The sequence below is a fragment of the Nonomuraea sp. WAC 01424 genome (assembly GCF_003947315.1).
Classification (GTDB): Bacteria; Actinomycetota; Actinomycetes; order Streptosporangiales; family Streptosporangiaceae; genus Nonomuraea; species Nonomuraea spiralis.
On record NZ_QHHZ01000018.1, the window covers coordinates 1 to 25995 of the forward strand.

Annotated in this window: 28 protein-coding genes; 15 read left to right on the forward strand and 13 right to left on the reverse strand. The window is 71.4% G+C overall.

Annotated elements, in window-relative coordinates:
* Positions 1 to 123: 123 nt before the first annotated feature.
* The 3 genes from DMB42_RS40295 to DMB42_RS40305 form a co-directional block, all read right to left on the reverse strand.
* Positions 124 to 2556, reverse strand: coding sequence for a serine/threonine-protein kinase (locus DMB42_RS40295; RefSeq protein WP_125644282.1), 2433 nt, complete (start codon positions 2554 to 2556; stop codon positions 124 to 126).
* Between the two features lie 73 nt (positions 2557 to 2629).
* Positions 2630 to 3778, reverse strand: a complete 1149-nt coding sequence (locus DMB42_RS40300; protein ID WP_125644284.1) for a S8 family serine peptidase — start codon at positions 3776 to 3778, stop codon at positions 2630 to 2632.
* Positions 3779 to 3866: 88 nt separating this feature from the next.
* The gene (locus DMB42_RS40305) at positions 3867 to 4139 is read right to left on the reverse strand and encodes a WXG100 family type VII secretion target (RefSeq protein ID WP_260478225.1); all 273 of its coding nucleotides are present in this window, start codon (positions 4137 to 4139) and stop codon (positions 3867 to 3869) included.
* A gap of 123 nt (positions 4140 to 4262) precedes the next feature.
* Here DMB42_RS40305 and DMB42_RS40310 point away from each other — a divergent pair, with 123 nt between their 5' ends.
* From DMB42_RS40310 to DMB42_RS40335, 5 genes are all read left to right on the forward strand, one after another.
* Positions 4263 to 4982 carry an SDR family NAD(P)-dependent oxidoreductase gene (locus DMB42_RS40310; protein WP_125644286.1) on the forward strand — a complete coding sequence of 240 codons (720 nt, stop codon included), beginning with the start codon at positions 4263 to 4265 and terminating at the stop codon, positions 4980 to 4982.
* Positions 4983 to 5010: 28 nt separating this feature from the next.
* Positions 5011 to 6762: a biotin carboxylase N-terminal domain-containing protein gene (locus DMB42_RS40315; protein WP_125644288.1), complete on the forward strand. Its 1752-nt coding sequence runs from the start codon at positions 5011 to 5013 to the stop codon at positions 6760 to 6762.
* A 225-nt stretch (positions 6763 to 6987) separates the two neighbouring features.
* Complete coding sequence (locus tag DMB42_RS53730; protein ID WP_260478226.1) at positions 6988 to 8268, forward strand: hypothetical protein; 1281 nt, start codon at positions 6988 to 6990, stop codon at positions 8266 to 8268.
* Positions 8269 to 8368: 100 nt separating this feature from the next.
* Positions 8369 to 8863, forward strand: coding sequence for a SigE family RNA polymerase sigma factor (locus tag DMB42_RS40330; RefSeq protein ID WP_125644290.1), 495 nt, complete (start codon positions 8369 to 8371; stop codon positions 8861 to 8863).
* The gene (locus tag DMB42_RS40335; RefSeq protein WP_125644292.1) at positions 8860 to 9954 is read left to right on the forward strand and encodes a hypothetical protein; all 1095 of its coding nucleotides are present in this window, start codon (positions 8860 to 8862) and stop codon (positions 9952 to 9954) included. The genes DMB42_RS40330 and DMB42_RS40335 overlap by 4 nt, the downstream gene beginning before the upstream one ends.
* Positions 9955 to 10033: 79 nt before the next feature.
* Here DMB42_RS40335 and DMB42_RS40340 read toward each other — a convergent pair whose 3' ends face one another.
* The 4 genes from DMB42_RS40340 to DMB42_RS40355 form a co-directional block, all read right to left on the reverse strand.
* Positions 10034 to 11023 carry a CU044_5270 family protein gene (locus tag DMB42_RS40340; protein ID WP_125644294.1) on the reverse strand — a complete coding sequence of 330 codons (990 nt, stop codon included), beginning with the start codon at positions 11021 to 11023 and terminating at the stop codon, positions 10034 to 10036.
* Positions 11013 to 11666, reverse strand: a complete 654-nt coding sequence (locus DMB42_RS40345) for an RNA polymerase sigma factor (RefSeq protein ID WP_125644296.1) — start codon at positions 11664 to 11666, stop codon at positions 11013 to 11015. Before DMB42_RS40345 ends, DMB42_RS40340 begins: the two co-directional genes overlap by 11 nt.
* A gap of 204 nt (positions 11667 to 11870) precedes the next feature.
* Entirely contained in the window at positions 11871 to 12077 is a 207-nt protein-coding gene (locus DMB42_RS40350; RefSeq protein WP_125644298.1) for a DUF397 domain-containing protein, read from the reverse strand.
* A complete protein-coding gene (locus tag DMB42_RS40355) occupies positions 12065 to 12880 on the reverse strand; it encodes a helix-turn-helix transcriptional regulator (protein ID WP_125644300.1) in 816 nt (271 codons plus the stop codon). The genes DMB42_RS40350 and DMB42_RS40355 overlap by 13 nt, the downstream gene beginning before the upstream one ends.
* Positions 12881 to 13089: 209 nt before the next feature.
* On the opposite strand from DMB42_RS40355, the gene DMB42_RS40360 reads away from it, so the two are divergent.
* Positions 13090 to 13545 (forward strand): ATP-binding protein, encoded by a 456-nt coding sequence (locus DMB42_RS40360; protein ID WP_185845118.1) that lies wholly within the window; start codon positions 13090 to 13092, stop codon positions 13543 to 13545.
* On the opposite strand, the gene DMB42_RS40365 is transcribed toward DMB42_RS40360, so the two are convergent.
* A complete protein-coding gene (locus tag DMB42_RS40365; RefSeq protein WP_125644304.1) occupies positions 13514 to 14113 on the reverse strand; it encodes a dihydrofolate reductase family protein in 600 nt (199 codons plus the stop codon). The two genes, DMB42_RS40360 and DMB42_RS40365, sit on opposite strands and share 32 nt — an antisense overlap.
* Positions 14114 to 14293: 180 nt before the next feature.
* Between DMB42_RS40365 and DMB42_RS40370 the strand changes: the two genes are divergently transcribed.
* The 7 genes from DMB42_RS40370 to DMB42_RS40400 all read left to right on the forward strand — a co-directional run bounded on the left by DMB42_RS40370 (position 14294) and on the right by DMB42_RS40400 (position 21626).
* A complete protein-coding gene (locus DMB42_RS40370; RefSeq protein WP_125644306.1) occupies positions 14294 to 15544 on the forward strand; it encodes a 6-phospho-beta-glucosidase in 1251 nt (416 codons plus the stop codon).
* Positions 15538 to 16494: an N-acetylglucosamine kinase gene (locus tag DMB42_RS40375; protein ID WP_125644308.1), complete on the forward strand. Its 957-nt coding sequence runs from the start codon at positions 15538 to 15540 to the stop codon at positions 16492 to 16494. Before DMB42_RS40370 ends, DMB42_RS40375 begins: the two co-directional genes overlap by 7 nt.
* A gap of 90 nt (positions 16495 to 16584) precedes the next feature.
* Positions 16585 to 18012: an N-acetylglucosamine/diacetylchitobiose ABC transporter substrate-binding protein gene (gene ngcE, locus DMB42_RS40380; RefSeq protein WP_125644310.1), complete on the forward strand. Its 1428-nt coding sequence runs from the start codon at positions 16585 to 16587 to the stop codon at positions 18010 to 18012.
* Between the two features lie 3 nt (positions 18013 to 18015).
* Entirely contained in the window at positions 18016 to 18897 is an 882-nt protein-coding gene (locus DMB42_RS40385) for a carbohydrate ABC transporter permease (RefSeq protein ID WP_125644312.1), read from the forward strand.
* Between the two features lies 1 nt (position 18898).
* Positions 18899 to 19720: a carbohydrate ABC transporter permease gene (locus tag DMB42_RS40390; RefSeq protein WP_125644314.1), complete on the forward strand. Its 822-nt coding sequence runs from the start codon at positions 18899 to 18901 to the stop codon at positions 19718 to 19720.
* Positions 19721 to 19722: 2 nt separating this feature from the next.
* The gene (locus DMB42_RS40395; RefSeq protein WP_125644316.1) at positions 19723 to 20856 is read left to right on the forward strand and encodes an ROK family protein; all 1134 of its coding nucleotides are present in this window, start codon (positions 19723 to 19725) and stop codon (positions 20854 to 20856) included.
* An 8-nt stretch (positions 20857 to 20864) separates the two neighbouring features.
* Positions 20865 to 21626, forward strand: a complete 762-nt coding sequence (locus tag DMB42_RS40400) for a PIG-L deacetylase family protein (RefSeq protein WP_125644318.1) — start codon at positions 20865 to 20867, stop codon at positions 21624 to 21626.
* 12 nt (positions 21627 to 21638) lie between these two features.
* Here the strand turns inward: DMB42_RS40400 and DMB42_RS40405 are convergent, their stop codons facing one another.
* Both DMB42_RS40405 and sigJ read right to left on the reverse strand, forming a co-directional pair.
* Positions 21639 to 22139, reverse strand: coding sequence for a carboxymuconolactone decarboxylase family protein (locus DMB42_RS40405; RefSeq protein WP_125644320.1), 501 nt, complete (start codon positions 22137 to 22139; stop codon positions 21639 to 21641).
* Positions 22140 to 22181: 42 nt separating this feature from the next.
* On the reverse strand, positions 22182 to 23111 hold the full coding sequence (gene sigJ, locus DMB42_RS40410; protein WP_125644322.1) for an RNA polymerase sigma factor SigJ: 930 nt from the start codon (positions 23109 to 23111) through the stop codon (positions 22182 to 22184).
* Between the two features lie 167 nt (positions 23112 to 23278).
* On the opposite strand from sigJ, the gene DMB42_RS40415 reads away from it, so the two are divergent.
* Entirely contained in the window at positions 23279 to 23656 is a 378-nt protein-coding gene (locus tag DMB42_RS40415; protein ID WP_125644324.1) for a hypothetical protein, read from the forward strand.
* On the opposite strand, the gene DMB42_RS40420 is transcribed toward DMB42_RS40415, so the two are convergent.
* Genes DMB42_RS40420 through DMB42_RS40430 form a run of 3 tightly spaced genes read right to left on the reverse strand, consistent with a single transcriptional unit; the run spans position 23590 to position 25477 of the window.
* A complete protein-coding gene (locus DMB42_RS40420; RefSeq protein ID WP_125644326.1) occupies positions 23590 to 24129 on the reverse strand; it encodes a GNAT family N-acetyltransferase in 540 nt (179 codons plus the stop codon). The two genes, DMB42_RS40415 and DMB42_RS40420, sit on opposite strands and share 67 nt — an antisense overlap.
* Positions 24130 to 24187: 58 nt before the next feature.
* The gene (locus DMB42_RS40425) at positions 24188 to 24619 is read right to left on the reverse strand and encodes a VOC family protein (protein ID WP_260478228.1); all 432 of its coding nucleotides are present in this window, start codon (positions 24617 to 24619) and stop codon (positions 24188 to 24190) included.
* Between the two features lie 33 nt (positions 24620 to 24652).
* Positions 24653 to 25477 carry an AraC family transcriptional regulator gene (locus DMB42_RS40430; protein WP_260478229.1) on the reverse strand — a complete coding sequence of 275 codons (825 nt, stop codon included), beginning with the start codon at positions 25475 to 25477 and terminating at the stop codon, positions 24653 to 24655.
* Between the two features lie 70 nt (positions 25478 to 25547).
* On the opposite strand from DMB42_RS40430, the gene DMB42_RS40435 reads away from it, so the two are divergent.
* On the forward strand, positions 25548 to 25994 hold the full coding sequence (locus DMB42_RS40435; protein WP_125644328.1) for a hypothetical protein: 447 nt from the start codon (positions 25548 to 25550) through the stop codon (positions 25992 to 25994).
* Position 25995 lies beyond the last annotated feature (1 nt).

Here is a 25995-nt window from a genome sequence, read left to right on the forward strand (position 1 = left end):
CACGCTGGAGGAATGGATCGAGCTCTGGAACGACAACGCCAAGCCGTTCCGCTGGACCAAGACCGCCGACCAGATCATCGACCGTATCTGTCGCTACTGCGACCGAATCTCAAAGCCGGCTCACTAGCCGCAGTTGGCCCACCCCGCGCTGGTGTTGCCGGAACCCGAGCTTCCCGAGTAGCGCACGCACTTGCCCGCGGCGGGCAGCTTGACCGGACCCGCGTAGTACTCGTAGTTGCCGCTGTCGGTGCTGCTCGGGCCGTTCTGCACCTCCAGGGTCGCGCTCATCGGGGTCGCCCGGCCGACGTCGGCGCCGGACTTGATGGTGACCACGCAGTTCTGGCCCGTGCTGTTGTTGTAGAGCTGGTACGTCGTCCCGCCACTGAACGAGCTCGACCGCTGGACCCCGAAGCCGGACCCGCAGACCTGCGTCGCCGTGTAGGGGTTCTGCTTCGGCGCGACCGCGGGCGCCGCCGAAGTCTTGGTGGGCGCCGGGGCCTGCGTCGGCTTCTCCGAGGGCTTCTCCGACGGCTTCTGCGTCGGTTTCTGGGTCGGTTTCTGGGTCGGCTCCGCGGTCGGCCTCTCCGCGGGCTTCTGGGTGGGCTTCTGGGTGGGCTTCTGCGTCGGCCGCTGGGTGGTCGGCCGCTGCGTCGGGGTCGGCCTGACGGTCTTGGTGACCGTGGTCTTCGGCTTGGGCTGCCTGGCCGTCTTCTTCTCCTGAGCGGTCGGCCGGTCCGTCGGGACCACCACCGGCGGCGTCGCCGGCATGGTCGGCACCGAGGTGAGCACCGGCACCCCCGCCCCGTCCGTGGGGCCGTTGCTCGGCAGCACCAGCGGGCCCACGGCGTTGTCGTCCGGGGACGGCGTGGCCGCCCACGGCACGGTGACCTCGGCCTGGGGCTGCGTGGGCGCGACGGTCACGGCCTGCTGGGCGCCGGCCGCGTCCGGCGTGACCGGCGCGCCCGCCGCCGCGGCGGGCTCGAAGGTGACGCTGGAGGAGTAGCGGCTCGCGCCCCACAGGCCGACGGCCGACAGCAGCACGACCGCGATCACGCCCGCGACCAGGCCGATGGGGAACGGCCTGCGCGTCGCGGCGGCGGCGTTCCCGGGGCCGGCGGCGGGCTGGACCTGTTCCTGAGGCGGGCTCGGCGGGCCGGGCGGCGGCCCCCAGGCGGCCTGCGCCGGTACCGGCGGGTGCTGCATGGGTTCGTACGGCATGGGCCCCTGAGGAAAAGCGCCAGGGGGGATCGGACCGGGCTGCATCGGGTCATGCGCCATCGGCCCCTGCGGGAACGCCCCCGGAGGAATCGGACCGGGCTGCATCGGGCCGAGCTGCATCTGGCCGGGCTGCATCGGGTCGTGCGCCATCGGGCCCTGTGGGAACGCGCCCGGGGGCAGCGCGCCCTCCGGGAGGAAGCCGGGAGGCGGGGGATCGTGCGGGCCGGGGCCGTGCGGGGCGGGACCGTGCGGGCCCGGGCCGTGCGGGGCGGGAGCGCCCTCGACGGCCAGAGGGAGCACCAACGGCGAACCCGGCACTGGCGGCTGACCCGGCGCTGGCTGCTGACCCGGCGCTGGCGGCTGCCCTGGCCCCAAAGGCTGCTGTCCCGGGATGGGCGGCTGACCCGGTGCCAAGGGCTGGCCATCGATCAGGGTGACCAGGGCCGGCGGCTCGACCGGCGGCATCGGCACCGGCACCCCCTCGACGGGCACACCTTCCACCGGCACGCCCTGGGCCGGCGCGCCCTCCACCGCCGCGTCCTCCAGGGGCGGTGTGGGTATCGGTGCCTTGTCGTCGCCCAGCAGACGCAGCAGCGCCGTGTACGTCGTGGGACGTCCCGAGACGTCCTTGGCCAGCCCCGCGAGCACCGTCTGGCGCAAGGGCTCCGGCAGCCCGTCCACCTCCGGCTCGCCGGTCAGCACGGCGTGCGCGTCCTGGCCGAACGGCGCGGACCCGGTGGCGGCGAAGACCACGGTCGCGGCCCAGGCGAACACGTCGGCGTAGGGCCCGTACTGCAGGCCGTTGATCTGCTCGGGCGCGCGGTAGCCGATCTCGCCCGCCGGGTCGCCGATCTCGATGTCGGTGACCCGCAGCCCCTCGCCGGTGAGGATCACGTTGTACGGCGTGAGCCCCCGGTGCGCGAACCCGGCCAGGTGCACCGCGGTCAGCGCGGTGAGCATGCCCACCGCCACACGTTCGAGCGCGTCGCCGGTCAGCGGGCCGTCGGCGGCCACGGTCTCGGCCAGCGAACGGCCCTCGACGTGCTCCCGTACGACGTAGAGCAGCCCGTCCTGGACGCCGGCGTCGAGCGTGCGGGCGACGTACGAGCTGGACACCCGCGTGACGCTCTGGAGCCGGTCCACGAAGTCGGGGTCGGCCGCCGGATCGGCGGTCAGCGTCTTGATCGCGACCGGATCGGCGTCCTCGGACTCCTTGCCCAGGTGAACGGCGCCACGCGGGCCCTGCCCCAGCAGGCCCACGATCTCGTGACCGCCGATCCGCTCCGGTACGGGCGCCCGGGAGGAGTCCTTCTCCACCATGACCGTCCTTTCAGGCATGTGTCATGATCGAGAGACATTTAACCAAATAAGCCCCATAAGCATCAGCGGTTTCGGTTGACCACTCGTACAGTTAACCGTCAATTCGCCCGATATCCGGCGGCGCTCCGGGCAGCCGGCGCCGCCTGCGTCCCATGGGCACGAACACCCACGCCGCCATCACCACCCTGGCCAGCGCCAGCCCGCCCGCCGCGACCACCGTCGCGACCTCCATCGACCGCCGGTCCGGCGGTACGGCCTTGTGCACCGCCGTGACGGGCAGCGGCGGCGGCACCGGCGCGGCCACCGCCACCTGCTCCGAGGGCAGGACCGCGGTCACCGCGAGCAGCGGGTTCACCATCCCGGCGCCGGTGCCCGCCCCCGTCGCGCCGTCGGCGGTCAGCGTGATACGCCTGCGCACCTGGAGCTCGTTCAGCTTGGGATGGCGGGCGCGGACGAGCGCGACCACCCCCGTCACGTACGGGGCGGCGTAGCTGGTGCCCTTCAGGGCGGACTGGTAACCCTTGAGCGGCCAGGTCGAGCTGATCCCCTCCCCGGGGCCGAGCACGCCGACCGCGTTGGGGTTGGAGAACTGCGAACGCCCGCCGTCCGGCGTCGCCGAGCCCACCGACAACACGCCCTCGTACGCGCCGGGGTAGGAGGGCGCCGACGTGCCGTCGTCCTTGGTCAGGTTGCCGGCGGCGGCGACGATCACCACGTCGCTGTCCAGCGCGTAGTTGACGGCCGACCTCAGGTCGGGGGTGTCGGGGGCGTCGATCGAGAGGTTGATCACGTCGGCGTGCTCGTCCACGGCCGTCCTGATGGCCTTGGCCAGCAGCCCCACGTCGCCTCTGTCGCCGTTGACCTGCTTGATCGACAGGAGCTTGACCCTGGGGGCGACGCCGTGGAAGGGCACGTCCCCGCGCGGCTGGCCGGCGATGATCCCGGCGACCGCGGTGCCGTGGCCGACGCAGTCGCGAAAGCCCGTGCCGGTGAGGTCGGCCTTGCCGCTCAGCCTGATCTGGGGATGGGTCTCGTCGACACCGCTGTCGATGACGGCGACCGTGACGCCCTGGCCCATGGTCAGCGGCCACACCCGCTGCACGTTGAGCCGCCGCTGGGCCCAGGTCTCACCGACCGCCATGACGGCCCTCTTGGGCGTGCACCTCTCGGGCGCGGCCTGCGCCGGCACCGCGGCGAACTGCAGGGCGAGCACGCTCGCCGCCAAGGCGCGACCAATCATGGGGAAAGAGCGTAGCCTGCCCGGATCTGAGAGGAATGACCCTCACCACGGAAGAAGCCCCGGCGACCGGCCAGGGCCCCGTCCGTGCTCACTGCGTGGCGGACTCGATGTTCCGCTGGTACGTGTCGATGACCCGCGAAGCCTCCTGCAGCTCCTCGGTCATCCGCTGGAAGGCCGTGCGGTAGTTCTGCCAGGCCTGATTGAAACGCTGGGCTCCGAGGCCCGTCCACGCGGTGCCGACCTTGGCCGCCTCGCCGTCGAGCGCGGTCATGATGGTGCGGAGCGCCTCGGACTGCTGCCTGAACTGGCTGGCCATCTGCTGCATTTCCGCGGGGTTGCCGCCGAGCATACTCTGGCTCATGCATACCTCCTGGAACTGGTGAAAGCGCCCTCACCATAAAGCGGGCCACCGCCCGTCGCCCCCGTTATGCCGAGCGGCTATGGTCGTCCAGAGGATTATTCGGATCTAAGGAGTGATCCGCTCATGCGCGAGGTCGTGGTGACCGGTGGCGGCACCGGGATCGGCTACGCCGTCGCCGAGGCGTTCGTCTCGGTCGGCGACCATGTCACGATCACCGGCCGCCGCGAGCACGTGCTGAAGGAGGCCGCCGAACGGCTGGGGGCTGCGTACGTGCCGTTCAACGCCGCGAGCCCGGTCGCCGTCAAGGACGCGCTCGACCGTCTGCCCGCGCACGTGGACGTCCTGGTCAACAACGCCGGAGGCAACACCAACCTGGAACGCCGGCAGTCCGAGGACCTGATGGACGTCGCCGAGGCGTGGTGGGCCAACCTCAACGCCAACCTGCTGTCCGCCGTGCTGGTCACGACCGCGCTCGCGCCCCGCATGGGCAAGGGCGGCCGGATCGTGTCGATCGGCTCGATCGCCGCGCGCGGCACCGGGTCCGGCTCGTACGGCGCCGCGAAGGCCGCCGTCGAATCCTGGACCGCCGACCTGGCCGCCGAGCTGGGTCCGAGAGGCATCACCGCCAACGTCGTGGCCCCCGGGCTCGTGGTGGAGACGGAGTTCTTCCGCGGAAGGCTCACGGAGGAGGGTGTCGCGGCCCGCGTGCAGAACACGCGTAACGGACGCCCTGGCACCCCCTCCGACGTGGCCGATACCGTTCTCTTTCTGGCCTCCGCGGGAGCCGGGCACATGACGGGGCAGGTGCTGCACCTGAACGGCGGCGCGTACCTCGGCCGTTGAGCACACACTGAGGAAGGGACGAAGGTCGGTGCGGAAGGTTCTGATCGCCAATCGCGGCGAGATCGCCGTACGGGTGGCCCGCGCGTGCACGGACGCGGGGATCGGCAGCGTGGCCGTCTACGCCGACCAAGACATCGACGCCCTGCACGTCAGGGTGGCCGACGAGGCGTACGCGCTGGGCGGGCAGTCCCCCGCCGAGACCTACCTCGACATCGCCAAGCTGCTCGACGTCGCCGCGCGCTCCGGCGCCGACGCCGTGCACCCCGGCTACGGCTTCCTGGCCGAGAACGCCGCATTCGCGCAGGCCGTCATCGACGCGGGCCTGGTCTGGATCGGCCCGCCCCCGGCCGCCATCGCCGCTCTGGGCGACAAGGTGCAGGCCAGGCACATCGCGCAGAAGGTCGGCGCGCCGCTGGTGGCCGGCACCAAGGACCCGGTCTCCGGCGCCGAGGAGGTCGTGGCGTTCGCCGAGCAACACGGCCTGCCGATCGCGATCAAGGCCGCGTACGGCGGCGGCGGGCGCGGCATCAAGGTCGCCCGCAGGCTGGAGGAGGTCGCCGAGCTGTACGAGTCCGCCGTACGCGAGGCCGTGGCCGCCTTCGGCAGGGGCGAGTGCTTCGTCGAGCGTTACCTCGACCGCCCCCGGCACGTCGAGACCCAGTGCCTGGCCGACCACGAGGGCAACGTCGTCGTGGTCAGCACCCGCGACTGCTCGCTCCAGCGCCGCCACCAGAAGCTGGTGGAGGAGGCCCCTGCGCCGTTCCTGTCGCAGGAGCAGATCGACCTCCTCTACACCAGCTCCAAGGCCATCCTGAAGGAGGCCGGCTACGTCGGCGCCGGCACCTGCGAGTTCCTCGTCGGCCAGGACGGCACGATCTCCTTCCTGGAGGTCAACACCCGGCTCCAGGTCGAGCACCCGGTGAGCGAGGAGGTCGCGGGCATCGACCTGGTCCGCGAGATGTTCAGGATCGCCGACGGCGAGCTCCTGGGCTACGACGACCCGGTCCTGCGCGGCCACTCGATCGAGTTCCGCGTCAACGCCGAGGACCCCGGCCGCAACTTCCTGCCCGCCCCCGGCACGCTGACCGCGATGCGCACCCCGGCCGGCCCCGGCGTACGGCTCGACTCCGGCTACGAGGCCGGGATGACGGTGCCGCAGACGTTCGACTCGCTGGTGGCCAAGCTGATCGTGACCGGGCGCACCCGCCGGGAGGCGCTCGACCGGTCCCGGCGGGCGCTGGCCGAGTTCGAGATCGACGGCATGCCGACCGTGCTGCCCTTCCACCGGGCGATCGTGACCGACCCGGCGTTCACCTCCGAGCCGTTCGCCGTGCACACCCGGTGGATCGAGACCGAATGGGACAACCCGGTCGAGCCGTACGCGGGCGAGGTGGCCACCGCACCGGCCGCGCCGGCCGTACGGGAGACGGTGACGGTCGAGGTCGGCGGCAAGCGCATCGAGGTGGTGCTCCCGGCCGGGCTCGGCACGGCGGGCCCCGCTCCGGCCGCGGGCAAGGCGCCGCGCCGCGCGGGCGGCGCACGGAAGCACGCCGCCGCCGGGGGCGACGCACTGGTCAGCCCGATGCAGGGCACGATCGTCAAGGTCGTGGCGAACGACGGCGACGTGGTGAGCGAGGGCGACACGGTCGTGGTGCTGGAGGCCATGAAGATGGAGCAGCCCCTGACGGCCCACAAGTCGGGCACGGTCACGGGCCTGTCGGCCGCGGTCGGCCAGACCGTCACGTCGGGGGCCACGATCTGCGAGATCAAGGACGCCTGAGCCCGCTCCCCGGTGCTTTCGAGCCGTCCCGGCCAGGTAACGTGCCCAGTGAGGAACTTTGCCGACCGCCCGTTCGTCCTCATGGGCGAAGGAGGCTTGCTGCCAATGACCCATTCGCTGCGCCGAGCAGGGGCCGCGATCGCGGCTCTGATCGCCGGGCTGTTCGTCGTTCTAACGCTGTCCCCTGCCGCCAACGCGGCGGCGGCGCCACCTGACGCACAGACTGTGGTGCAAAACTGGAAGAACGCCCCGCTCTACGTGGTGTCGGGCTCCCCCTTGAGTTCCAGCCAGCAGAGTGACATCAATGACGCGCTGAAGGACGCCGACAGCAAGATCTACGCTGTCGCGCTGCCCGACGGCAATTTCGACAACTCCACAGTCGGGCCGTACCTCTCGTCGCTGGGCAAGGCGCTGATGGCCGCCGGGCGTCCCGAGGTGACGGTCGTCGTGTTCGACGGCGAGACGATGTTCGCCGCGTCCAACGCCCTGCCGAACAACCTCGCCGGCCGCCTGGTCAAGCTCTCGACGAACGCCAACTCCGGCGACATCGTGGCGGGCGTGAAGGACTTCGCCAACCGGGTGGACGCCGCTGAGAAGAACGACCGCAGCGGCGCGCTCGGCACCAGCAGCCAGGCCAACCCCGGCGCCGGCGGCACGTTCGCGCTGGTGGCCCTGCTCGGCCTCGTGGTGGTCGGCGGCGGCGGCTACTTCCTCTACTCCAAGAACAAGAAGAAGAAGCGCGCCATCCAGGAGGCCAAGGACCTCGCCGCGGTCAAGCAGACCGTGGAGGAGGACGTCACCAAGCTGGGCGAGGAGATCACCGCGCTCGACACCGACGTCACCCTCGCCGGCCAGGGCGGCGGGAACATCACCGAGTGGCAGCAGGCACTCGACTCCTACGAGAAGGCCAAGACGCAGCTCAACGCCGTCCAGCGGCCCGACCAGGTCCGCGAGGTCACCCAGACCCTCGAGGACGGCCGTTACGCGCTCGCCGTGGTGAAGGCCAAGGTCAACAACCAGCCGATCCCCGAGCGGCGCGCCCCCTGCTTCTTCAACCCGCAGCACGGCCCGTCGGTGCGTGACGTGCGCTGGTCCCCGCCCGGCGGCGCGGTGCGCGACGTACCGGCCTGCGCGATGGACGCCGAGGCCGTGGAGCGCGGCTTCGACCCGCAGATGCGCGAGGTCATGGTCGACGGTCACCGTCGCCCCTACTACGACGCGGGCCCGGCCTACCAGCCGTACGCCTACGGCTACTACGGCGGCTTCGGCGACATCATGACCGGCATGTTCATCGGCACGATGATGGGCAGCATGTTCCACGGCGGCTACGGCGGCTACGGCGCCGGTTACGCCGAGGGCTACCAGGACGGCGGCGGCGGGGGCGACCTCAGCGGCGGCGACTTCGGCGGCGGAGGCGACTTCGGCGGCGGCGGTGGCGGCGGCTGGGGCGACTTCGGCGGCGGCGGAGACTTCGGCGGTGGCGACTTCGGCGGCGGCGACTGGTAACCCTGCGCCGACCCTGACGGGCGCGCCCTCCCATTCCGGGGGCGCGCCCTTTTCGTGTTCCGGGGTAAACCTTCCCGGCCCACTTCCGCGTTGAGGCCGTGTGAGTGAATCCGACGACGCCTCCTACGCCGCCTTCGTGGCGGCGGCCTGGGACAGGCACATGGCCGTCGCCATCCTGCTCGCCGGCGACCGGCACCGGGGCGAGGAACTGCTGCAGGACTGCCTGGTGCGGCTGTACGTCCACTGGCGGCGCGTGCGTTCCGCCGACCCGCACGCCTACCTGCGGCGCATGCTGGCCAACGGCAACGTCAGCCGGTGGCGGCGACGACGGCGGGAGGTGCCCACCGCCAGTCCGCCCGAGCACACCGATCCCCGCCAGCAGTTCCACGAGCCGCACGAGGACCTGCGTCGCGCCCTGCTCGCCCTGTCACCCAGGCAACGGGCGGTGGTGGTGCTGCGGCACTACGAGGACCTGACGGAGAAGGCGGTCGCGGCCGTACTCGGCTGCTCGGTCGGCGCCGTCAAGAGCCAGCACTCCAGAGCGATGGCGCGCCTGCGTACGGCTCTGCGCGAAGATCAGGAGGCAGCACGATGAAGGACGACCAGGAACTCCTGGCACGGGCACTGCGTGTTCTCGCCCAACGTGAAGAGCCCATGCCCACGCCCGCGGCCCCGCCGGTGCCCGCGCTGGTGCGACGAGGGCGCCGGGCCAGGCGGATCCGCACCGCGACGCGGGCCGCCGCGGGCGCGCTGCTCGCCTCGGCGGCCGCCGTCGTGATCCTCGGCGGCACCGGGATCGGCCCCGCGGGCGCGCCGCCGAGCGCCCTTCCGACCGGTACGCTGAGCACCCTTCCGGCCGGTACGCCGGCGTCCTCGGCAGGAGCGCGCCAGGCGTTGGACGCACGGTCCGTGTTGCTGGCCGCGGCCGAGTCCGCCGGGCACGGGCCCGCCGCCTCCGGCCGGTACTGGCACGTTCGCGCGCGCACCACCCAGCCGGTACGCCACCCGCAGGCGAAGAACCCACCGTTCTCGGCCAGGCTGACGAACACCCAGGACACCTGGTACGCGGCCCGCCGGGGTGCGCCCAGCCGGACCGTGACCCGCCAGGACCCGAAGGTCACCTTCGCCTCCCCCGAGGACGAGGCTCGATGGAGGCGGCTCGGCTCCCCCGACCTGAGCGGGGGAAAGCCGTCGAGCAATGACTACGACATGCAACTCCGCTTCCTGATCGGCACCCACCGCTACACACTCCGGCAACTGCTGGAGCTCCCGGCCGACGAGGAGAAGCTGGCGAGCCTGCTGCGGCGGCTGTTCGACGAGGAGAAGGCCGGTGACTGGTGGCCCGGCAAGCCGACGTTCACCACCTATGTGTGGGCGACGGCGCAGGACCTGCTCTCCGGTCCCATCAGCCCGGGAACCCGTTCCTCCCTGTATCGGGTGCTCGCGGAGCAGCCCGCGATCAGGTCGCTGGGCGAGGTCACCGACCCGCTGGGCCGTACCGGCGTTGCCCTGGCGCTGACCACGCCGGGCAGCGGTGAGGGCGCGGGCGAGTCGCGCCTGGTCGTGGAGGTCGCGACGGCGCGGTTGCTCGCCTACGAGCTCCGCCCGCCGGGGCGGTCCGAGCCGCTGATCCAGACCGCGTACGAGGAGATGGGCTGGGTCGACCGCCTGGGCGCACGTCCGTAGCGCGGCCTGCGACTCGAACGGTCTTCCGGTCGCGCGGCCTGCGAGCGGCCCGCCTGCTCGCGGGCCGCTCGCGGGTCGGTCAGGGGATCTGACCTGGTTCGTCCACCACGCCTGTCGCCAGGTCGGCGCTCGCGTAGAACGTGCCCTTGCGGGCCGTCACCTCACCGCCGATGACCTCGTCCTGGAGGGTGTCCACGCGCCTGCCGAGGAAGCGGTAGGTCGCGGCGTCCAGCACCAGGTACGACCGCGAGACGATCCGGCCCTGCGCGTCCCGCATCGGCCCCCCGGGGACGGAACCGGCGGGCTCGTAGGCGATGCCGATCCCCGCCCGGCCCGCCGCGTCCCGTACGCCGAGGTCCACCCGCACCCCGGGGAGCTCCGCGAGCGCACGGAAGATGGCGGCCTCGACCTGCGGCGGCATGGGGACACCCGCGTCGAGGTAGACCGACAACACGCGGAACGCCCGCGCGTCCGGCTGCTCGGCCTCCGCCCCCTTCGGCAGGGTCGACCAGTGACGGTCGCCCCTGACGTGGTCCAGCAGCGCGGCGGGATCGGTGGGCAGGTCGGCGAACTTGGCCGCGTACTGCCGGGGTGTCAGGTCGTCGTCGTCCGGGTCGGGGGTGATGTCCAGGGATTCCATGGAGCCGCCGTTCTGGCGGTACGCGTACCGGGTGCCGTCGTACCGGGTCCAGGATTCCCCGACCGTGCTTTGCTCCTCGAAGGGCTGCTTGACCAGATCCTTCCGGTACAACCACTGGTCGGGGCGCGGCTCGTGGTACTTCCGGCGTCCCTCGGCCACCAGGGCGGCTTGGCGCAGCACCGTCTCGGCCCGTACCGGCATGGTGGTCACGGCGCCCGGCGGAGCGGGGGCCGAGGTGTGGGAACCGTTCACCGCCACGACGACGACGGCGGCGGCTGTCGCGGCGGCCAGCAGCGACGGCACCGCCCAGAACCGGCGCCGCAGCCGGGCCGGGGCGAGGGCTCGGGCGCGCACGGCGCGCAGGCGGTCGGCGTCGGGTTCGGGGGCGTCCGCGCGCAGCTCGCGCAGGAGCGTGAGGTCATCGTCCACGGCCGGGGTCCTCCTCGTCGGTGTCGTGGATGCCTGAGGGCGCGGCGTCGTGAGTGGTTGAGGGGGCGGCGTCGTGGACGGCTGACGGGTCGATGCCGCCCAGGGCCGCCCGGGTCTTCCTCCTGGCGCGGTGCAGGCGCGAACGCACGGTCCCGATCGGGACGCCGAGCGCGCGGGCGACCTCCTCGTAACTGAGGTCGGCCCAGGCGATCATCAGCAGCACCTCGCGGTCCTGCGGCGACAGCGTCGCGAGCGCCCCCGCCAGCTCGCGGTGCGCCGCCCCGGCCGACACGCGGGCCACCACCCGGTCGGCGTAGCTCTCGGCCACCGCGTCGAGACCCGTCCTGGCCAGGGCGCGGTAGGCCCTGATCTCGGTACGGCGGTGCTTGCCGATCAGGTTGGCGGCGATGCCGTACAACCAGGGGCGGGCGTCGCGGTGGGCGGTGTCGTAGCGGGCCAGGCGGCGGAAGGCGTCCAGGAACGTCTCGGCCACGATGTCGTCGGCCAGCGAATCGCCCAGGCGGCGGGTGACGTATCTGTGGAGCGCGGGGGCGTGCCGGTCGTACAACGCCGAGAAGGCGGCGGGGTCGCTGCGGGCACGTCTGATCACCTCCGCGTCGTCCACCTCGGTGTCCTGCGTCAAACTCTCGGCTCCGTTCTTCGGGCTGAACACCCCCTTTCACCCGATAGGACGGATCCGGTTCTCGTGTGGGCCATGCAGGGCTTCGCCAATGGGCGCGGTGAGCTCAGGCTGTGTCCTTGTGAGGGCAAGCCCACACCCCCGGCGGGGACTACCGGTCCCCGCGCCCCTCGGACGAACCCGACTCCGAAGCGACAGACGTCTGCCTCAGATGGCGAACTCGCCCTGATTGGCGCCGTGGAGGAACGCCTTCCACTCCTCAGGAGTGAAGATCAGCGCTGGGCCCTGCGGGTTCTTGCTGTCACGGACGGCGATGATCCCCGGGAGGTTGGTCGCGACCTCGACACACTGTCCGTTGTCGCCGCTGGCGCTGGACTTACGCCATTCCGCTCCGCCGAGGTCTACAGGGTCCATTTTTTGATCGCATCCTCAATCGCCCGTGGTGTGACGTTCTTCGGCTGTGCGTCCGCTCTGATGGTGTCATACCGCTGCTTGAGGCGCATGACCGCTTCGTGATCTCCAGTGACTTGACCGGAGAGGACCGAGTCAGCAGAGACCACCTCCGAACCGTCACGCAGCCGTGCCAGCGCGAACGCGCTCATGGTGCCGGCCACACAACCGGCGGCGACGGGCACCAGTTGCATGGTGATGCGGGGATGGCAGGTGAGATCCAGCAGGTATCGGAGCTGTTCCGCCAGGACGCCAGGCCCTCCGATCGGGCGGTGCAGGACTCCTTCGTCAATGAGCGCGAGAAAGGCCAGAGGGCTGTTGCTGTCGAAGATTCTCATGCGCTGTATGCGGGCTTGGACTCGCTCTTCGACGCGATCCGGCGGGGCGGCAGTGGAGAAGATGGCGCGGGCATAGCCGGCGGTCTGCAAGATGCCGGGGATCAGCAGCGGATCCCACGAGTACATGATGACGGCTTGCGGTTCGATCTCCTCGACCCACCGTGCGAACCAGCCCAGAGCGGGTGACTGAGAGATGCGCTCGTGGAGGCCGGCGAAATGGCCGTCGGCGCCGAACGCCTTGTCCACCTCGCGAGCGAATTCCAGCGTGGGGACCCGTCTACCTTTCTCGACATGACTGACGAGTGATTCGTGACAGAGAATGCGTAGAGCAAGTGCGGATTGTGTCATTCGAGCCGCTTTACGTCGTTCTGCGAGGTCACGAGCGAAACGTGCTCTGGGTGACAAATGGTCGCCGACATCGGGAGTCATGGCGTCTCCGCAGTTCAAGAGCAAGGGGATTGCCTTCCGGAAGGCTACTGCGACGTCCTTCCGACAATCAATACATGCCAGGCGTCATTCCTTGTCGGCCAGATTTCGCGAGGTGTGAGTGCCATGCCATCGCGCGCCCGTTCATGCTGGATCCCGGGCGACAGCGCTTTTGTCGCAAGCAACATTCGGATTCGCTTTGGAGGGAATTCATGTCACTTCTCCAGACCGTCTCCAGCTGGAAAGGCATGACGCTGAGGCGCGGCGACCGAGCCCCCGGAGAAAGCCGGCAGACGATTCGGCGCTGGCTGGACGATGTCGATCCGGCGGTTCGGGACGATGCGCTGACGGTCGTCTCAGAGCTGGTCACCAACGCGGTCAGGCATGTGCCGCCGGGGCCCGAGCGTGACTGGGTCACGGTGCTGCTCGGGATCGGGGACGGGTTCGTACGCCTCGAAGTGGTCGACCCCGGGACGGCGGAGCGAGAGCCGCGCTTCGCCCCCCTGGACGCCGGGTCCCTGCGGGAGTCAGGTCGCGGCCTCGGCCTGGTGGCCGCACTGTCCGTCAGGAGCGGCACGCACGTCGCCGAACCGCACGGCCACCGTGTCGTATGGGCCGACCTGGAAAGGAACGTCCCTAGCGGACCACCCGGTACGTCAGATGGGTGACCAGGTCGGTGCCCGTGGGCGGGGCCGCCGGGGTGAGGGTGATGTCGCCGGCGTCGGCCAGAAGGCGTTCGCCCCTGCCCAGGATCACGGGGGCGACGTGCAGGCGGAGTTCGTCGATGTGACCGGCGGCCAGGTACTGGTTGACCGTGGCGGCGCCGCCGGCGATGGAGATGTCGCGGTCCCCCGCGGCCTCGCGGGCCCGGGTCATGGCGGCTTCGATCCCGTCCGTGACGAAGTAGAACGTCGTGCCGCCCTTCATGGGCAGCGGCTCGCGCGGGTGATGGGAGAGGACGAACACCGGCGCGTGGTACGGCGGCTCCTCGCCCCACCAGCCGGTCCAGCCCAGGTCCCAGTCGCCGCGACCGGGGTCGAACATGTTGCGGCCCATGATGAACGCCCCGGCCGCCGTGATGCGCTCGATCACCTCGGCGTGCCGCTCGGGCTCCTCGAACATCCACTCGTGCAGCCGGTCGCCCACCCCCTCGCCGAACGGGTTGTCCAGGCTCTGGTTCAGCCCCGCCACGTAGCCGTCGACCGACGTCCCCATGTCGCATGTGACCTTGCCCATCCCGGTTCGCCTCCTGTTTTCGTGGCGCCCTTGCGGCGCCTTCACCAGGGAGTCGGAGCCGACGGCGGGTTCTCTACACGGCGAGGGGAACTTTTCGCGAACGGGGGTCGGGAGGAGTCGGGCGGGCGGCGGTCGGGTAGGTTCGTCGGTTAGGAAAGTTTCCTAATTCTAGGAGTTCACATGAAACTCGCCGTGATCGGGGGCGGTTCGACCTACACCCCCGAGCTCATCGACGGCTTCGCCAGGCTGCGCGACGAGCTGCCGCTCACCGAGATCGCCCTGATCGACCCGGACGCCTCGCGCCTGGACCTGGTGGCGGGCGTGTCCCGCAGGATGTTGCGCAGGGCCGGGCACCCGGCGCGGGTGGTCGCCACCGCCGACGTGGCCGAGGGGGTGGCGGGCGCGGACGCCGTGCTCTTCCAGCTCAGGGTGGGCGGCCAGGCCGCGCGGAACGTGGACGAGACGCTGCCGCTGCAGTGCGGCTGCGTCGGACAGGAGACGACGGGGGCGGGCGGGCTGGCCAAGGCCCTGCGTACGGTCCCGGTCGTGCTCGACCTGGCCGATCAGGTACGCGCCCACGCGCCCGACGCCTGGATCGTGGACTTCACCAACCCGGTCGGCATCGTCACCCGGGCGCTGCTGGACGCCGGGCACCGCGCGATCGGCCTGTGCAACGTGGCCATCGGGTTCCAGCGCCGCTTCGCCCGGCACCTGGGCGTGGCGCCGGAGCGGGTCGAGCTCGGGCACGTCGGGCTCAACCATCTGACGTGGGAGCGGTCGGTCCTGGTCGACGGCGTCGACGTGCTGCCGAAGCTGATCGCCGAGCACGGGCCGGAGCTGGCCGACGACCTCGGCCTGCCCGTGGAACTGCTGCGCCGGCTCCAGGTGGTCCCCTCCTACTACCTGCGCTACTTCTACGCCCACGACCTGGTGGTGACCGAGCAGCGTGCCAAGCCGTCGCGCGCGGCCGAGGTCGCGGCGATGGAGACGCAGCTCCTGGAGCTGTACGCGGACCCGGCCGTGGACACCAAGCCTGACCTGCTGGACAAGCGCGGCGGCGCCTACTACTCGGAGGCGGCCGTCGCGCTGATCGCCTCGCTGCTCGGCGACCGTGGCGACGTCCAGGTGGTCAACACCCGCAACAACGGCACGCTGCCGTTCCTGCGTGACGAGGCGGTGATCGAGGTTCCGGCCAGGGTCTCGGCGTCCGGGGCGGCGCCGCTGCCGGTCGATCCGGTCGAGCCGCTGTACGCGGGCCTGATCGCGAACGTCTCCGCGTACGAGGAGCTGGCGCTCGACGCGGCGCTGAACGGCGGCGCGGACCGGGTGCGCAACGCGCTACTGGCCCACCCGCTGATCGGCCAGGAGGCCATCGCGGGCGAGCTGACCGACCTGCTGCTGGAGGCGAACGAGCGGTACCTGCCATGGTGATCATCGCCGTGGACGCGGGCAACAGCAAGACGCACGTCGTCGTGCTCTCGGGCGACGGCACGGTCCTCGCCCAGGGCGACGGCGGCCCGTTCGAGCCGCAGACCGTCGGCGTGCCGGCGGCCGTGGACGTCGTGGAGGAGGCCGTCCGGCGGGCGCTCGGCCCGGGGGCCGTTCCCCCGTACGCCGACCAGCTCTACGCCTACCTGGCCGGGGCCGACCTGCCGGTGGAGGAGGAGGCCCTCGCGGCCGAGTTCCGCGCGCGCGGCATGGCGGCCGAGGTCGTCGTGGGCAACGACAGCTTCGCGCTGCTGCGTTCGGGCGCGTCCGGGCCCAGCGGGGTCGCGGTGGTGTGCGGCGCGGGCATCAACGCGGTCGGCGTCTCGCCCACGGGCCAGGTGGCCCGTTTCCCCGCGCTCGGGAAGATCAGCGGCGACTGGGGCGGGGGCGGCGGCCTGGCGGAGGAGGCGTTGTGGCACGCCATCCGCGCCGAGGACGGCCGGGGCGCGCCGACCGCGCTCGCCGACCTGGTCAAGGCGCATTTCGGCACGCGGACGGTCGAGGAGGTGGTGCTCGGGGTGCATTTCGGGCAGATCGAGCGGCATCACCTGACCGCGCTCGCGCCCGGGGTGTTCGAGGCCGCCGCGTCGGCTGACGCGATCGCGTTGGAGCTGGTCACCCGGCTGGCCGACGAGATCGTGGTGATGGCCGAGGTGTGCCTGCGCCGGCTCGACCTGCTGGACACGCCGACGGAGGTCGTGCTGGGCGGGGGCGTGCTGCACGCCCGCATCCCGCTGCTGGTCGCGCTGCTGGAGGAGCGGTTCGCCGTACGGGCTCCGCTGGCCAAGCAGGTCATCCCCGACCAGCCGCCCATCGTGGGGGCCGCGCTGAACGGGCTGGACCGTATCGGGGCCTCCGAGGAGGCCAAGGCTCGCCTCCGAACTCAGTTCTAGAGGTATTGACGCACGTGGGGCGGTAAGTCTAGAGTCAGCCGCCAACCGTCTGGAAGGTATCCGGACGGTTGGCGGTCAAGGAGGCCACCCATGTCCACCACCCCCAGCCGACGTGAGGTTCTTCGACGTATCGGATTCACCGCCCTCGCGGCGGGGCCGGGCGCCGGGTTGCTCGCTGCTTGCGCCACGGGCCGCTCCGCCGGTCCGGTCGCCTCCACCTCGGCCGCTCCCACCTCGGCCGCCAACCCCCTCGGCGTGGACGCCGCCAGGCAGCTGGAAGTCGTGATCTTCAGCGGCGGCAACGGCGACGGCTACGCGACCGACCTGCACGAGGCCCTCTACAGCAAGGCGTACAAGACCGCCAAGATCAAGCACGTGCCGACCCAGAAGGTCGGCACGCAGCTCCGCCCCCGCTTCATCAGCGGCGACGCGCCCGACGTGGTCAACAACTCCGGCCCCGACGCCCTCGACCTGCAGTCGCTGGTCGCCGAAGGGCACCTGGCCGACCTGACGCCGCTGTTCGACGCCCCCTCCCTGGTCGACCCGGCCAAGAAGGTACGCGACACGCTGGTCGGCGGCGTCTACGAGAACTCGCTGATCGACGGTGTGCCCCGAGTGCTGCAGTACACGGTCGCCCACCGGGCCCTGTGGTACAACGCCAAGCTGTTCGAGAAGCGCGGCTGGCAGGTGCCGAAGACGTGGGCGGAGTTCAACGCCCTCGGCGAGGAGGCGAAGAAGGCGGGCATCGCCCTGTTCGCCTACCCGGGCCAGGTCGGCCCCTTCTACCAGCTCTGGAACCTGGTCTACAGCGCCGCCAAGATCGGTGGCAACAAGGTGATCGTCGACATCGACAACCTCGCCGACGGCGCCTGGAAGGCCGAGCCCGTACGGCAGGCCGTCGCGGCGTGGGCGCAGGTGCAGCGCGACTTCGGCGACAAGGCGTACTTCGGGCTCGACCACACCCAGACGCAGGTCAAGCACCTTCAGGACAAGGTGCTGTTCTACCCCTGCGGCTCGTGGCTGGAGAACGAGATGGCCAAGGACCGGCCGGACTCCTTCGAGTACGCGATCGCCCCCGTGCCCAGCATCACCGCCGCCGACGCGATGCCGTACGAGGCGATCATGATCGGGGTCAGCGAGGCGTTCTTCGTGGCGGCCAAGGGCAAGAACCCGCAGGGCGGCCTGGAGTACCTGCGCATGATGTTGTCGCGGGAGGGCGCGCGCGGCTACACCGAGATGACCAAGAACCTGACCGTCGTGAACGGCGTGGTGGACGGCCTCGACCTGACCTCGGCGGTGCGCAGCGCGGCCAAGGCCCAGGAGGCCGCCGGGACGAACATCATCACCGACGCCCGCTTCGAGGGCTGGTACAAGGAGCTGTTCGACCACGGGCAGGTCCAGACCAACTCGGTCATGTCCGGACGCATCACGCCCGAGCAGTTCTGCGCGAACATGCAGAAGAAGGCCGACGAGCTCAAGGCCGACTCGGCCATCGCCAAGCAGACCAGGAGCGTCTGACAGATGAGACGCCACGGCTTCGTCGCGGGCTTCCTCGCCCTTCCCGTGATCCTCTACGCGGTCTTCGTGATCAGCCCGTACGTGCAGGCGTTCCAGATCGCGTTGACCGACTGGCGAGGCGTGTCGGCGAACCTGAACTTCGTCGGGCTGGACAACTTCCAGCGGATGTTCGGCAACGACACGTTCTGGCAGGCCGTCCGCAACCACGCGGTGCTGCTCGTGACGTTGCCGTTGGTGACCATCGCCCTCGCGCTGGTCTTCGCGTACCTGCTGGGCGACTCGGCGGGCACGCCGGGCGCCCGGTACTACCGGGTGATCTTCTTCCTGCCGCAGGTGCTCGCGGTCGCGGTGGTCGGCGTGCTGTTCAAGGCCGTGTACCGGCCCGACGGGAGCGGCGTGCTCAACGGCGCGCTGGGGAAGCTGGGCGTCGAGCCGGTCGGCTGGCTGACCGACCAGAACCTGGCACTGTGGTCGATCATCGCGGTGATGGTGTGGCAGGCGGTCGGCTTCTACGTCGTGCTGTTCTCGGCCGGGATGGCGGCCATCCCGAAGGACGTGTTCGAGGCCGCCGCCCTCGTCGGGGCCGGCCGGCTGCGGATGTTCTTCTCCATCACCCTGCCCCTGGTCTGGGACACCGTCCAGGTGGCGTGGGTCTATCTGGGCATCGCCGCGTTCGACGGGTTCGCACTGGTCAACGTGCTGTCGGTGGAGCAGGGCGGCCCGGACGGCGCGACCACCGTACTGGCCACGGAGATCTACAAGAACGCCTTCTCTTACTCCAGGTTCGGCTACGCCTCGGCCATGGGCGTCGCACTGTTCTTCCTGACCATCACCTTCGCCGCGCTGACGATGCGCGTGACCCGTCGCCAGAAGGTCGTCTACTGAAATGTTCCGAAAAATCAGCATCCAGGTTGTCCTGGGGATCTGGGCGCTGCTCATCATCGCCCCCCTGCTGTGGACCCTGCTGGCCTCCTTCAAGAGCAACGCGGAGATCTTCGGCGACGCCCTCCAACTGCCCGGCGAACTGCGCTGGGACAACTGGGCCCGGGCCTGGGAGCGCGCCAACATCGGCCGCTACCTGCTCAACACGGTCATCGTGGTCTTCTTCGGCGTGGCCGGGACGATGTTGCTCAGCTCGATGGCCGCCTACGTGCTGGCCCGCTACCGCTTCCCCGGCAACCGGCTGGTCTACTTCCTGTTCGTCTCCGGCATGGCCTTCCCGGTCTTCCTGGCGCTCGTCCCGCTGTTCTTCGTGGTGGACGGGTTCGGGCTGCTCAACAGCCATGTCGGCCTGGTGCTGGTCTACATCGCCTACTCGCTGCCGTTCACGGTGTTCTTCCTGACGTCCTTCTTCAGGGCGCTGCCGGACGCCGGGGCGGAGGCGGCGATGATCGACGGAGCCTCGCACACCCGTACGTTCTTCCAGGTCATGTTGCCCATGGCGAAGCCCGCGCTGGTCAGCCTGACCATCTTCAACGTGCTCGGCCAGTGGAACCAGTACCTCATCCCGCTGGTCCTGCTGCCCGGCGACAAGAGCCTGTGGGTGATCACCCAGGGCGTGGCCGACATCTCGACCATCGCCGGGTACGAGGCCGACTGGCCCGGACTGTTCGCGGCCCTCAGCATGACCGTGCTTCCCGTCGTGCTGATCTATATCGTCTTCCAGCGACATATCCAGTCCGGGCTGACATCAGGAGCGCTGAAGTAGGCATGTCTTCGGGAAACCCCACCGTCTTCCGTACGCTCAACGAGCGCGCCGCGCTGACCCTGCTCCTGGAGCACGGCGGCCTCACCCGCGCCGAGTTGGAACTGCACACCGGCCTGTCCAAGGCGTCCGCGGCCGAGGTGCTGCGCAGGCTGGAGGGCAGTGGGCTGGCCATGAAGGCCGGTCTCAAACCGGGCAACGCCGGGCCGGCCGCGCAGATGTGGCGGCTCGACGGCTCGGCCGCCCGCGTGGCGGGGGTCGATCTCACCACGAGCTCGATCGAGGTGTCGGTCGCCGACCTGACCGGCCGGGTGCTCGGCAACCACCGTACGGAGGCGACCGGCGACGTCCGCCCGCTGCTGGCCGAGACGGTCGCCGCGGCCGGCTTCGACCTGGACGAGCTCGACCAGGTCGTGGTGGGCGTGCCCGGCGTGGTGGAGGCCGACGGCCGGCGGCTGCGGCAGGCCGTGCAGCTCTCGGGCTGGTCCGGCCTGGACGACCTGCCGGACAACGTACGTCTGGAGAACGACGTCAACCTGGTCGCCATCCGCGAGCTCCAGGAGCACGAGGACAGCAGTTTCGTGCTGCTCTGGGTGGGCGGCGGGGTCGGCGCGGGAGTCGTGCTGAACGGCGCGCTCTGGCGCGGCGTCACCGGGCGCGGCGGCGAGGTCGGCTCGGTCATCGTGCCCGACCCCGTCACCACCGGCCGGATCTACGACCAGGACGGCGGGCCGCTCGGCGCGCTGCTCGGCGCCGAGCCGCTGGCCGCGCTCGCGCGGGCGCACGGCCTGGCGACCGAGCCCGCGCTGGCCTCCGTGAGCCGGACGCTGGCCGACGCCCATCCCGGTTTCCTCGACGACGCCGCCGCGCGGGTGGCGCTCGGCGTGACGGCCGCGATCGGCGTGCTCGACCCGGGCCTGGTGGTGCTCGCCGGCCCGCTGTGCGCGGCGGGGGGCGAGCCGCTCAGGGCGCGGGTCGCCGACCGCCTGGCCTCGACGCCGCTGGTGCCGGTGACCGTCGCCCTCAGCGCCGCGTGCGGCAACGCCGTGCTCGACGGCGCCCTCTGCTACGCCCTGGACCTGACCCGCAAGCGGGTCTTCCAAGCCGGTACGGCCGGCCGTACCGAATCCAACCCCTAAGGACGCACATGTTGAGAACCCTTGTGATCGCCGCCCACCCCGACGAACCCGAGATCTACGCGGGCGGCACGGCCGCGCTGCTCGCGCGGGCCGGGCACGCGGTGAAGTTCCTGACGCTCACCAACGGCGACGCCGGGCACCACGAGCTGGAGCGCGGCCCGCTGGCCCGCCGCCGCGCCCAGGAGGCGGTACGGGCGGCCGACGCGCTCGGCGTGATCGACTACGAGATCTTCGACGTGCACGACGGCATGCTGGAACCCACTGTCGAGCTGCGGTTGCGGGTGCTGGCGCAGATCCGTGCCTGGCGTCCTGACCTGGTGATCGCCCTGCACGCCGACGGAGGCGGCCACCCCGACAACCGCGCCGCCGGGCAGTTGGCCGCGCACGCGGTCGAGTTCGCGATGACGCGCAATCTTGAGGTGGGCAAGCCGGCCCTGGAGCGTATGCCGCTGTGCCTGCTCATGACCGACTACGCCTCCGCCCCCGTGCACCGGGCGGACGTAGTGGTGGACGTGTCGCCGGTCCTGACCGCCAAGCTGGACGCGTGCCTGGCTCACGCCTCCCAGTTCCTGGAGTTCGCGCCGTGGCAGCGGGGCTTCCTGGACCAGGCGCCCCCGGCCGGCGACGTGGCGGCGGGACGGGCCTTCGTGCTCGAACACTGGGCGGAGTTCGCGGAGGAGGAGACCTTCCAGCTCGCCGACTACGGCAGGAAGGCCGACGTGGAGGAGGTCCGGCGCCTGCTCGCCGGCACCCGCGAACCGGCCGCGTGACGGGGTCCGGCGCTAGCCGGTGTAGTTCTTGCCGGGGGCCTTGCCGGGGATCGGCTTGGCGATCACGGCCACGGGGATGAAGAAGCAGATCTGGCTGATCGCCAGGATGAGCGTCCACAGCGCCTTGTCGTCGTAGTGGGCCGCCGCCCTGGCGTACAGCTCGTCGGGGACCCGTTCCCCGTACGGGTTCGCGGTGAGGACGGCCTCCACCAGCTCCAGGGCCACCCGTTCGGGGCCGGTGAAGTAGGGGGCGTCCCGCCAGGACGCCACGGCGGCGACGCGCTCGTCCGGCTCCCCGGCCCCGCGCAGGAGCTGGGCCTGCCGCACCGTGTGGTACGTGCTGCCGACGATCTGCCCGGCGCGCAGTTGCACCAGGCCGACGGTGGACCGCGGGATCGAGCCGTTGTACGTGGCCTTGGTCAGGGCCGTGGCGATGTCGCCCAGCTCGGGGAAGAACCGGCTGGGGTCGGGCAGACGTGACTGGAGATCTTCCCGCTCGGACGTCGTGGACATGATGGGGGTTTCCCTTCTCGGACTTCCTCTGGGCTCGGTGCCTCAGCCGTCCGACGACGCGGCGTCCGGATTTGTGAGGTGAGCCGTGGTCCAGGGGCGGAGCTTGTCGGGGTTGCGGACCGCCCAGATGTGCCTGATCCGGTCGCCGACCACGTCGAACGCGACCACCATCACGGTGACGCCGTCCTGCTGGGCCACCAGGCCGGGTCGGCCGTTGACGGTGCGTTCCAGCAGCGTCATGTCCGGCGCCCGGTCGGCGATGCCCAAGGCGTAGCGCGCGAGCCGGACGGCGCCCTCGATCGGCCGGAGCACGGCGCTGACCACGCCGCCGCCGTCGGCGACGCCGGTGGCGTCGGGGTCGAGCAGCGTGATGAGGGCGTCGATGTCCTTGGCCTCCCACGCCTGCTTGAACTCCCGTACGATGCCCGCCTGCCGGGCCACGGGGGCCACCGGTACGCGCCCGGCGTCGATGCGGTGGCGGGCCGAGGAGGCCAGCTTCCGGCAGGCCGCCGGGCTGCGGCCGACGATCTCGGCCACCTCGGCGAAGGGGTAGCGGAAGACGTCGTGCAGGATGAACGCGACCCGCTCGGCCGGGGTCATCGACTCCAGGACGACGAGGAAGGCCATGTTGACCGACTCGTCCAGGGTGACCCGGTCGGCCGGGTCGTCGCCGGGCCATTCCGCGCGGTCGGGGAGCGGTTCGGGGATCCATTCGCCGACGTATCGCTCGCGGCGGGCGCGGGCCGAGCCGAGCTGGTCCAGGCAGATACGCCCGGCGACCCTGGTCAGCCAGGCGCCCGGCGACTCGATGGCCTCCTGCTGCTCCCGCGACATGGCGTACCAGCGGGTGTAGGTCTCCTGGACGACGTCCTCGGCGTCGGCCAGCGAGCCCAGCAGCCGGTAGGCCAGGTTGATGAGCTGCCGTCGCTCGCTCATGATCGCGTCCAGGCCGGGATCGGAGGGGTTGGTCATGGTGCGAACGACTCCCTTGGTAGCTTTTGCGGTTATATGTCCGACGAGACAGCGTCCTGGACTGTGAAGTCACCGCACCACCTCACATTCCGGGTGGTCACGTCGTCGGACACAGAGGACAACACCCAGACGGCAGACCGCCGGCACCGGCGGTCGAGGAGTTCCCCATGTTCCTGCGTATCACGCTCATTCTGCAGACCATCGCCCTCTTCGCCGCGCCGGTCACCGCCGGCCTGCTGCTGTCGGTGCCCAGCAGGCAGCCGTTGCACAGTGCCGCGGCGTACACGGTGTTCGCGGTGGCGGTGCTGCAACTGGTCGCGTCCGTCGTGGCGTGGCGGCCGGGCGGCGGCTCGCCCAAGCCGATCATGCACGCGGCCGGGTTCCTGGTGCTCGTCAGCGCACAGGTGGCGCTCGGCATCGCGCACGTGACCACCCTGCACGTGCCGCTGGGCGTGCTGCTGTTCACCGGGAGCGTGCTTCAGCTCAGCCGGGTCTGGACGCCGCGGTCCAGCGAGCGCGTCAGCCGTACCCCCTCCTCCGTGTAACCGAGGGCGGCGTAGAAGCGGCGCGCGGTCGTGTTGGCGGCGCCCGTCTCCAGGGTCACGTGGCGCAGCCCCTGACCCCGGGCCCAGTCCTCGGCCGCCGCCATCAGCCGGCGGCCCACTCCTCCGCGTACCTCACGGGGGTCGACGGCCAGCTCGCCGACGTAGGCGTCCTCGTCGCCGGTGAAGTGCCGCTGCCGGTCGACCGAGACGACCCCGACGATCCGCGGGCCTCGTACGGCGACGAAGACCGCTCCCCGCCGTTCCCCGGCCGCGGCGACCGACGCGGTGACCGACGCGGTGACCGACGCGGTGACCGACGCGGTGAGCCAGCCTTCGGCCGCCCGTAGCGCCGCCTCGGCGTCCCGCCACTCCGCCACCCCTTCGGCCAGGCGCGGCGCGAGCGCCAGCACCCCCGGCCGGTCCTCCTCGCGGACCGGCCGGACGCGTACGCGGCTGTGATCCATGTCCTCCATGCCGAGCAGCATGCCAGCCCGAAAAATCAGGAAAAAAGCCCCTGCGGCTGGGCGGCGCTCAGTGAAGAGGGCCGGTGAGGATCCACAAGTGGCCGAACGGGTCGCGCAGGCGGCCCGAACGTTTGCCGTACGGCCGGTTCTCGATCGGCACGACCACCTCGGCCCCCTGGGCGGCCATGCGTGCGCCGACCGCGTCGGGGTCGGCGGTCTCGATCTCCAGGAGAACGGCGGAGCCGCCGAGGTCGTCCGGCGAGAGCCAGCCCCAGGAGGAGACGGCCGGTGAGACCCGGAACGACGTGCCGCCGAACCGGTGCTCGACGACGGCGGGCCGCCCGTCGCCGTCCGGCTCGGCACGGAACACCCGGTCGGCGCCAAGGACGTCCTGGTAGAACGCGGACGCGCGGTCGGGGTCGGGCACGATGAGACGTGGAGCGATGTGCATGTCCATGCCGCCATCGTGGGCGCCCGGCAGCAGCCAGGTCTTGAACATTCGGGAACGAACCCGCCTTAGGGGACGCCCCCGTCAGGCCCGTCCGTCCGGCGCCCGCCGGGCGGATGGCCCTTCGGTGCGCAGCCATTCGGTGGGCGTGCATCCGGCCATGGCCCGCCATTCGCGCGTGAGGTGCGCCTGGTCGGCGAACCCTGACGCGGCGGCCACCTCCGCCAGGCCCGCCGCTCCCCCGCGCGCGGCGGCCACGAGCCTGCCGCGGGCGGCCTCGAAGCGGACGAGCCGCTGGTACTCCTTGGGCGTCACCCCGTACTCGCCGCGGACCGTGTTGCTCAGATGCCGCCGGGAGCAGCCGAGGAGCCGGGCCGCCTCCTCCACCCGGGCCGTCCTGGACAGAGCCGCGAGCGTGCCCCGGGACGTACGGCGGGCCGCGCGGTCGCCGTGCCGGGCCAGCCCGGCGAGCAGACCGCGTTCGACGACGGCGCGGCGCCGGGCCCAGGACCGGCAGGCGGCCAGGCGTTCCGGCAGCCCGGCCAGCGCCGGGACGACGTCGGCGAGGTCGGTGAGGTCGGCCACCTCCCCGGCCAGCTCGGACGCGGGCACCCCGAGCAGCGCGGCGGCGCCGGGCGGGCTGAGCGTCAGCCACACCCCGCGTGTGCAGCCCCGCTGACTCAGCTCGGCCGCGTTCAGGTGCAGCCCCGCGACCGCGGCCCGCAGCCGCCGGCCCGAACCGGGCCGGCCGGCCCAGGCGATATCGACGAAGTCGTCCTCGGGGATCGTGATCGACAGCGTGGAGGAGGGCAGCCCGCGATGCGGGCCGGCCGTGGCGGGCCCGAGGTCGTAGGCGGCCAGCGTCGTCACGTACGGCGCCAGCGCGGCGGACATCCCGTCAACGCTCACCCTGCCAGGGTACGGCCGCCGAGCAGGTCCCCCGCGTGAAGGGCGGTCCGCGCCGGGTAGCGGCCGGGGCATGCACACACTCGTGAAGGGACTGGTCGCGGGAGCGGCCGGCACGACCGCGCTCAACACCGCCTCCTACCTGGACATGCTCGTCCGCGCGCGGGGCGCGAGCAGCACGCCGCGCCAGGCCGTGGAGAAGTTGTCCGACCTGACCCACACCGACCTCGGCGACGGCGACCGGGCCGCCAACCGCACCGAGGCGCTGGGCTCGCTCATGGGGTACGCCACCGGGATCGGCGCGGCCGTCGCGTACGGGGTCCTGTCGGGGCGGCGCAGGTCGTGGCCGGTCGGGGTGCTGGCGCTCACCGTTCTGGCCATGTCGGGCTCGAACGTGCCGCTGACGCTGCTCGGCGCCACCGACCCGCGTACGTGGCCGGCGAGCGCGTGGGTCTCCGACGTCGTCCCGCACCTCGCGTACGGGGTCGCGGCGTACGCGGCGTACGAACTGATGCGCTGAC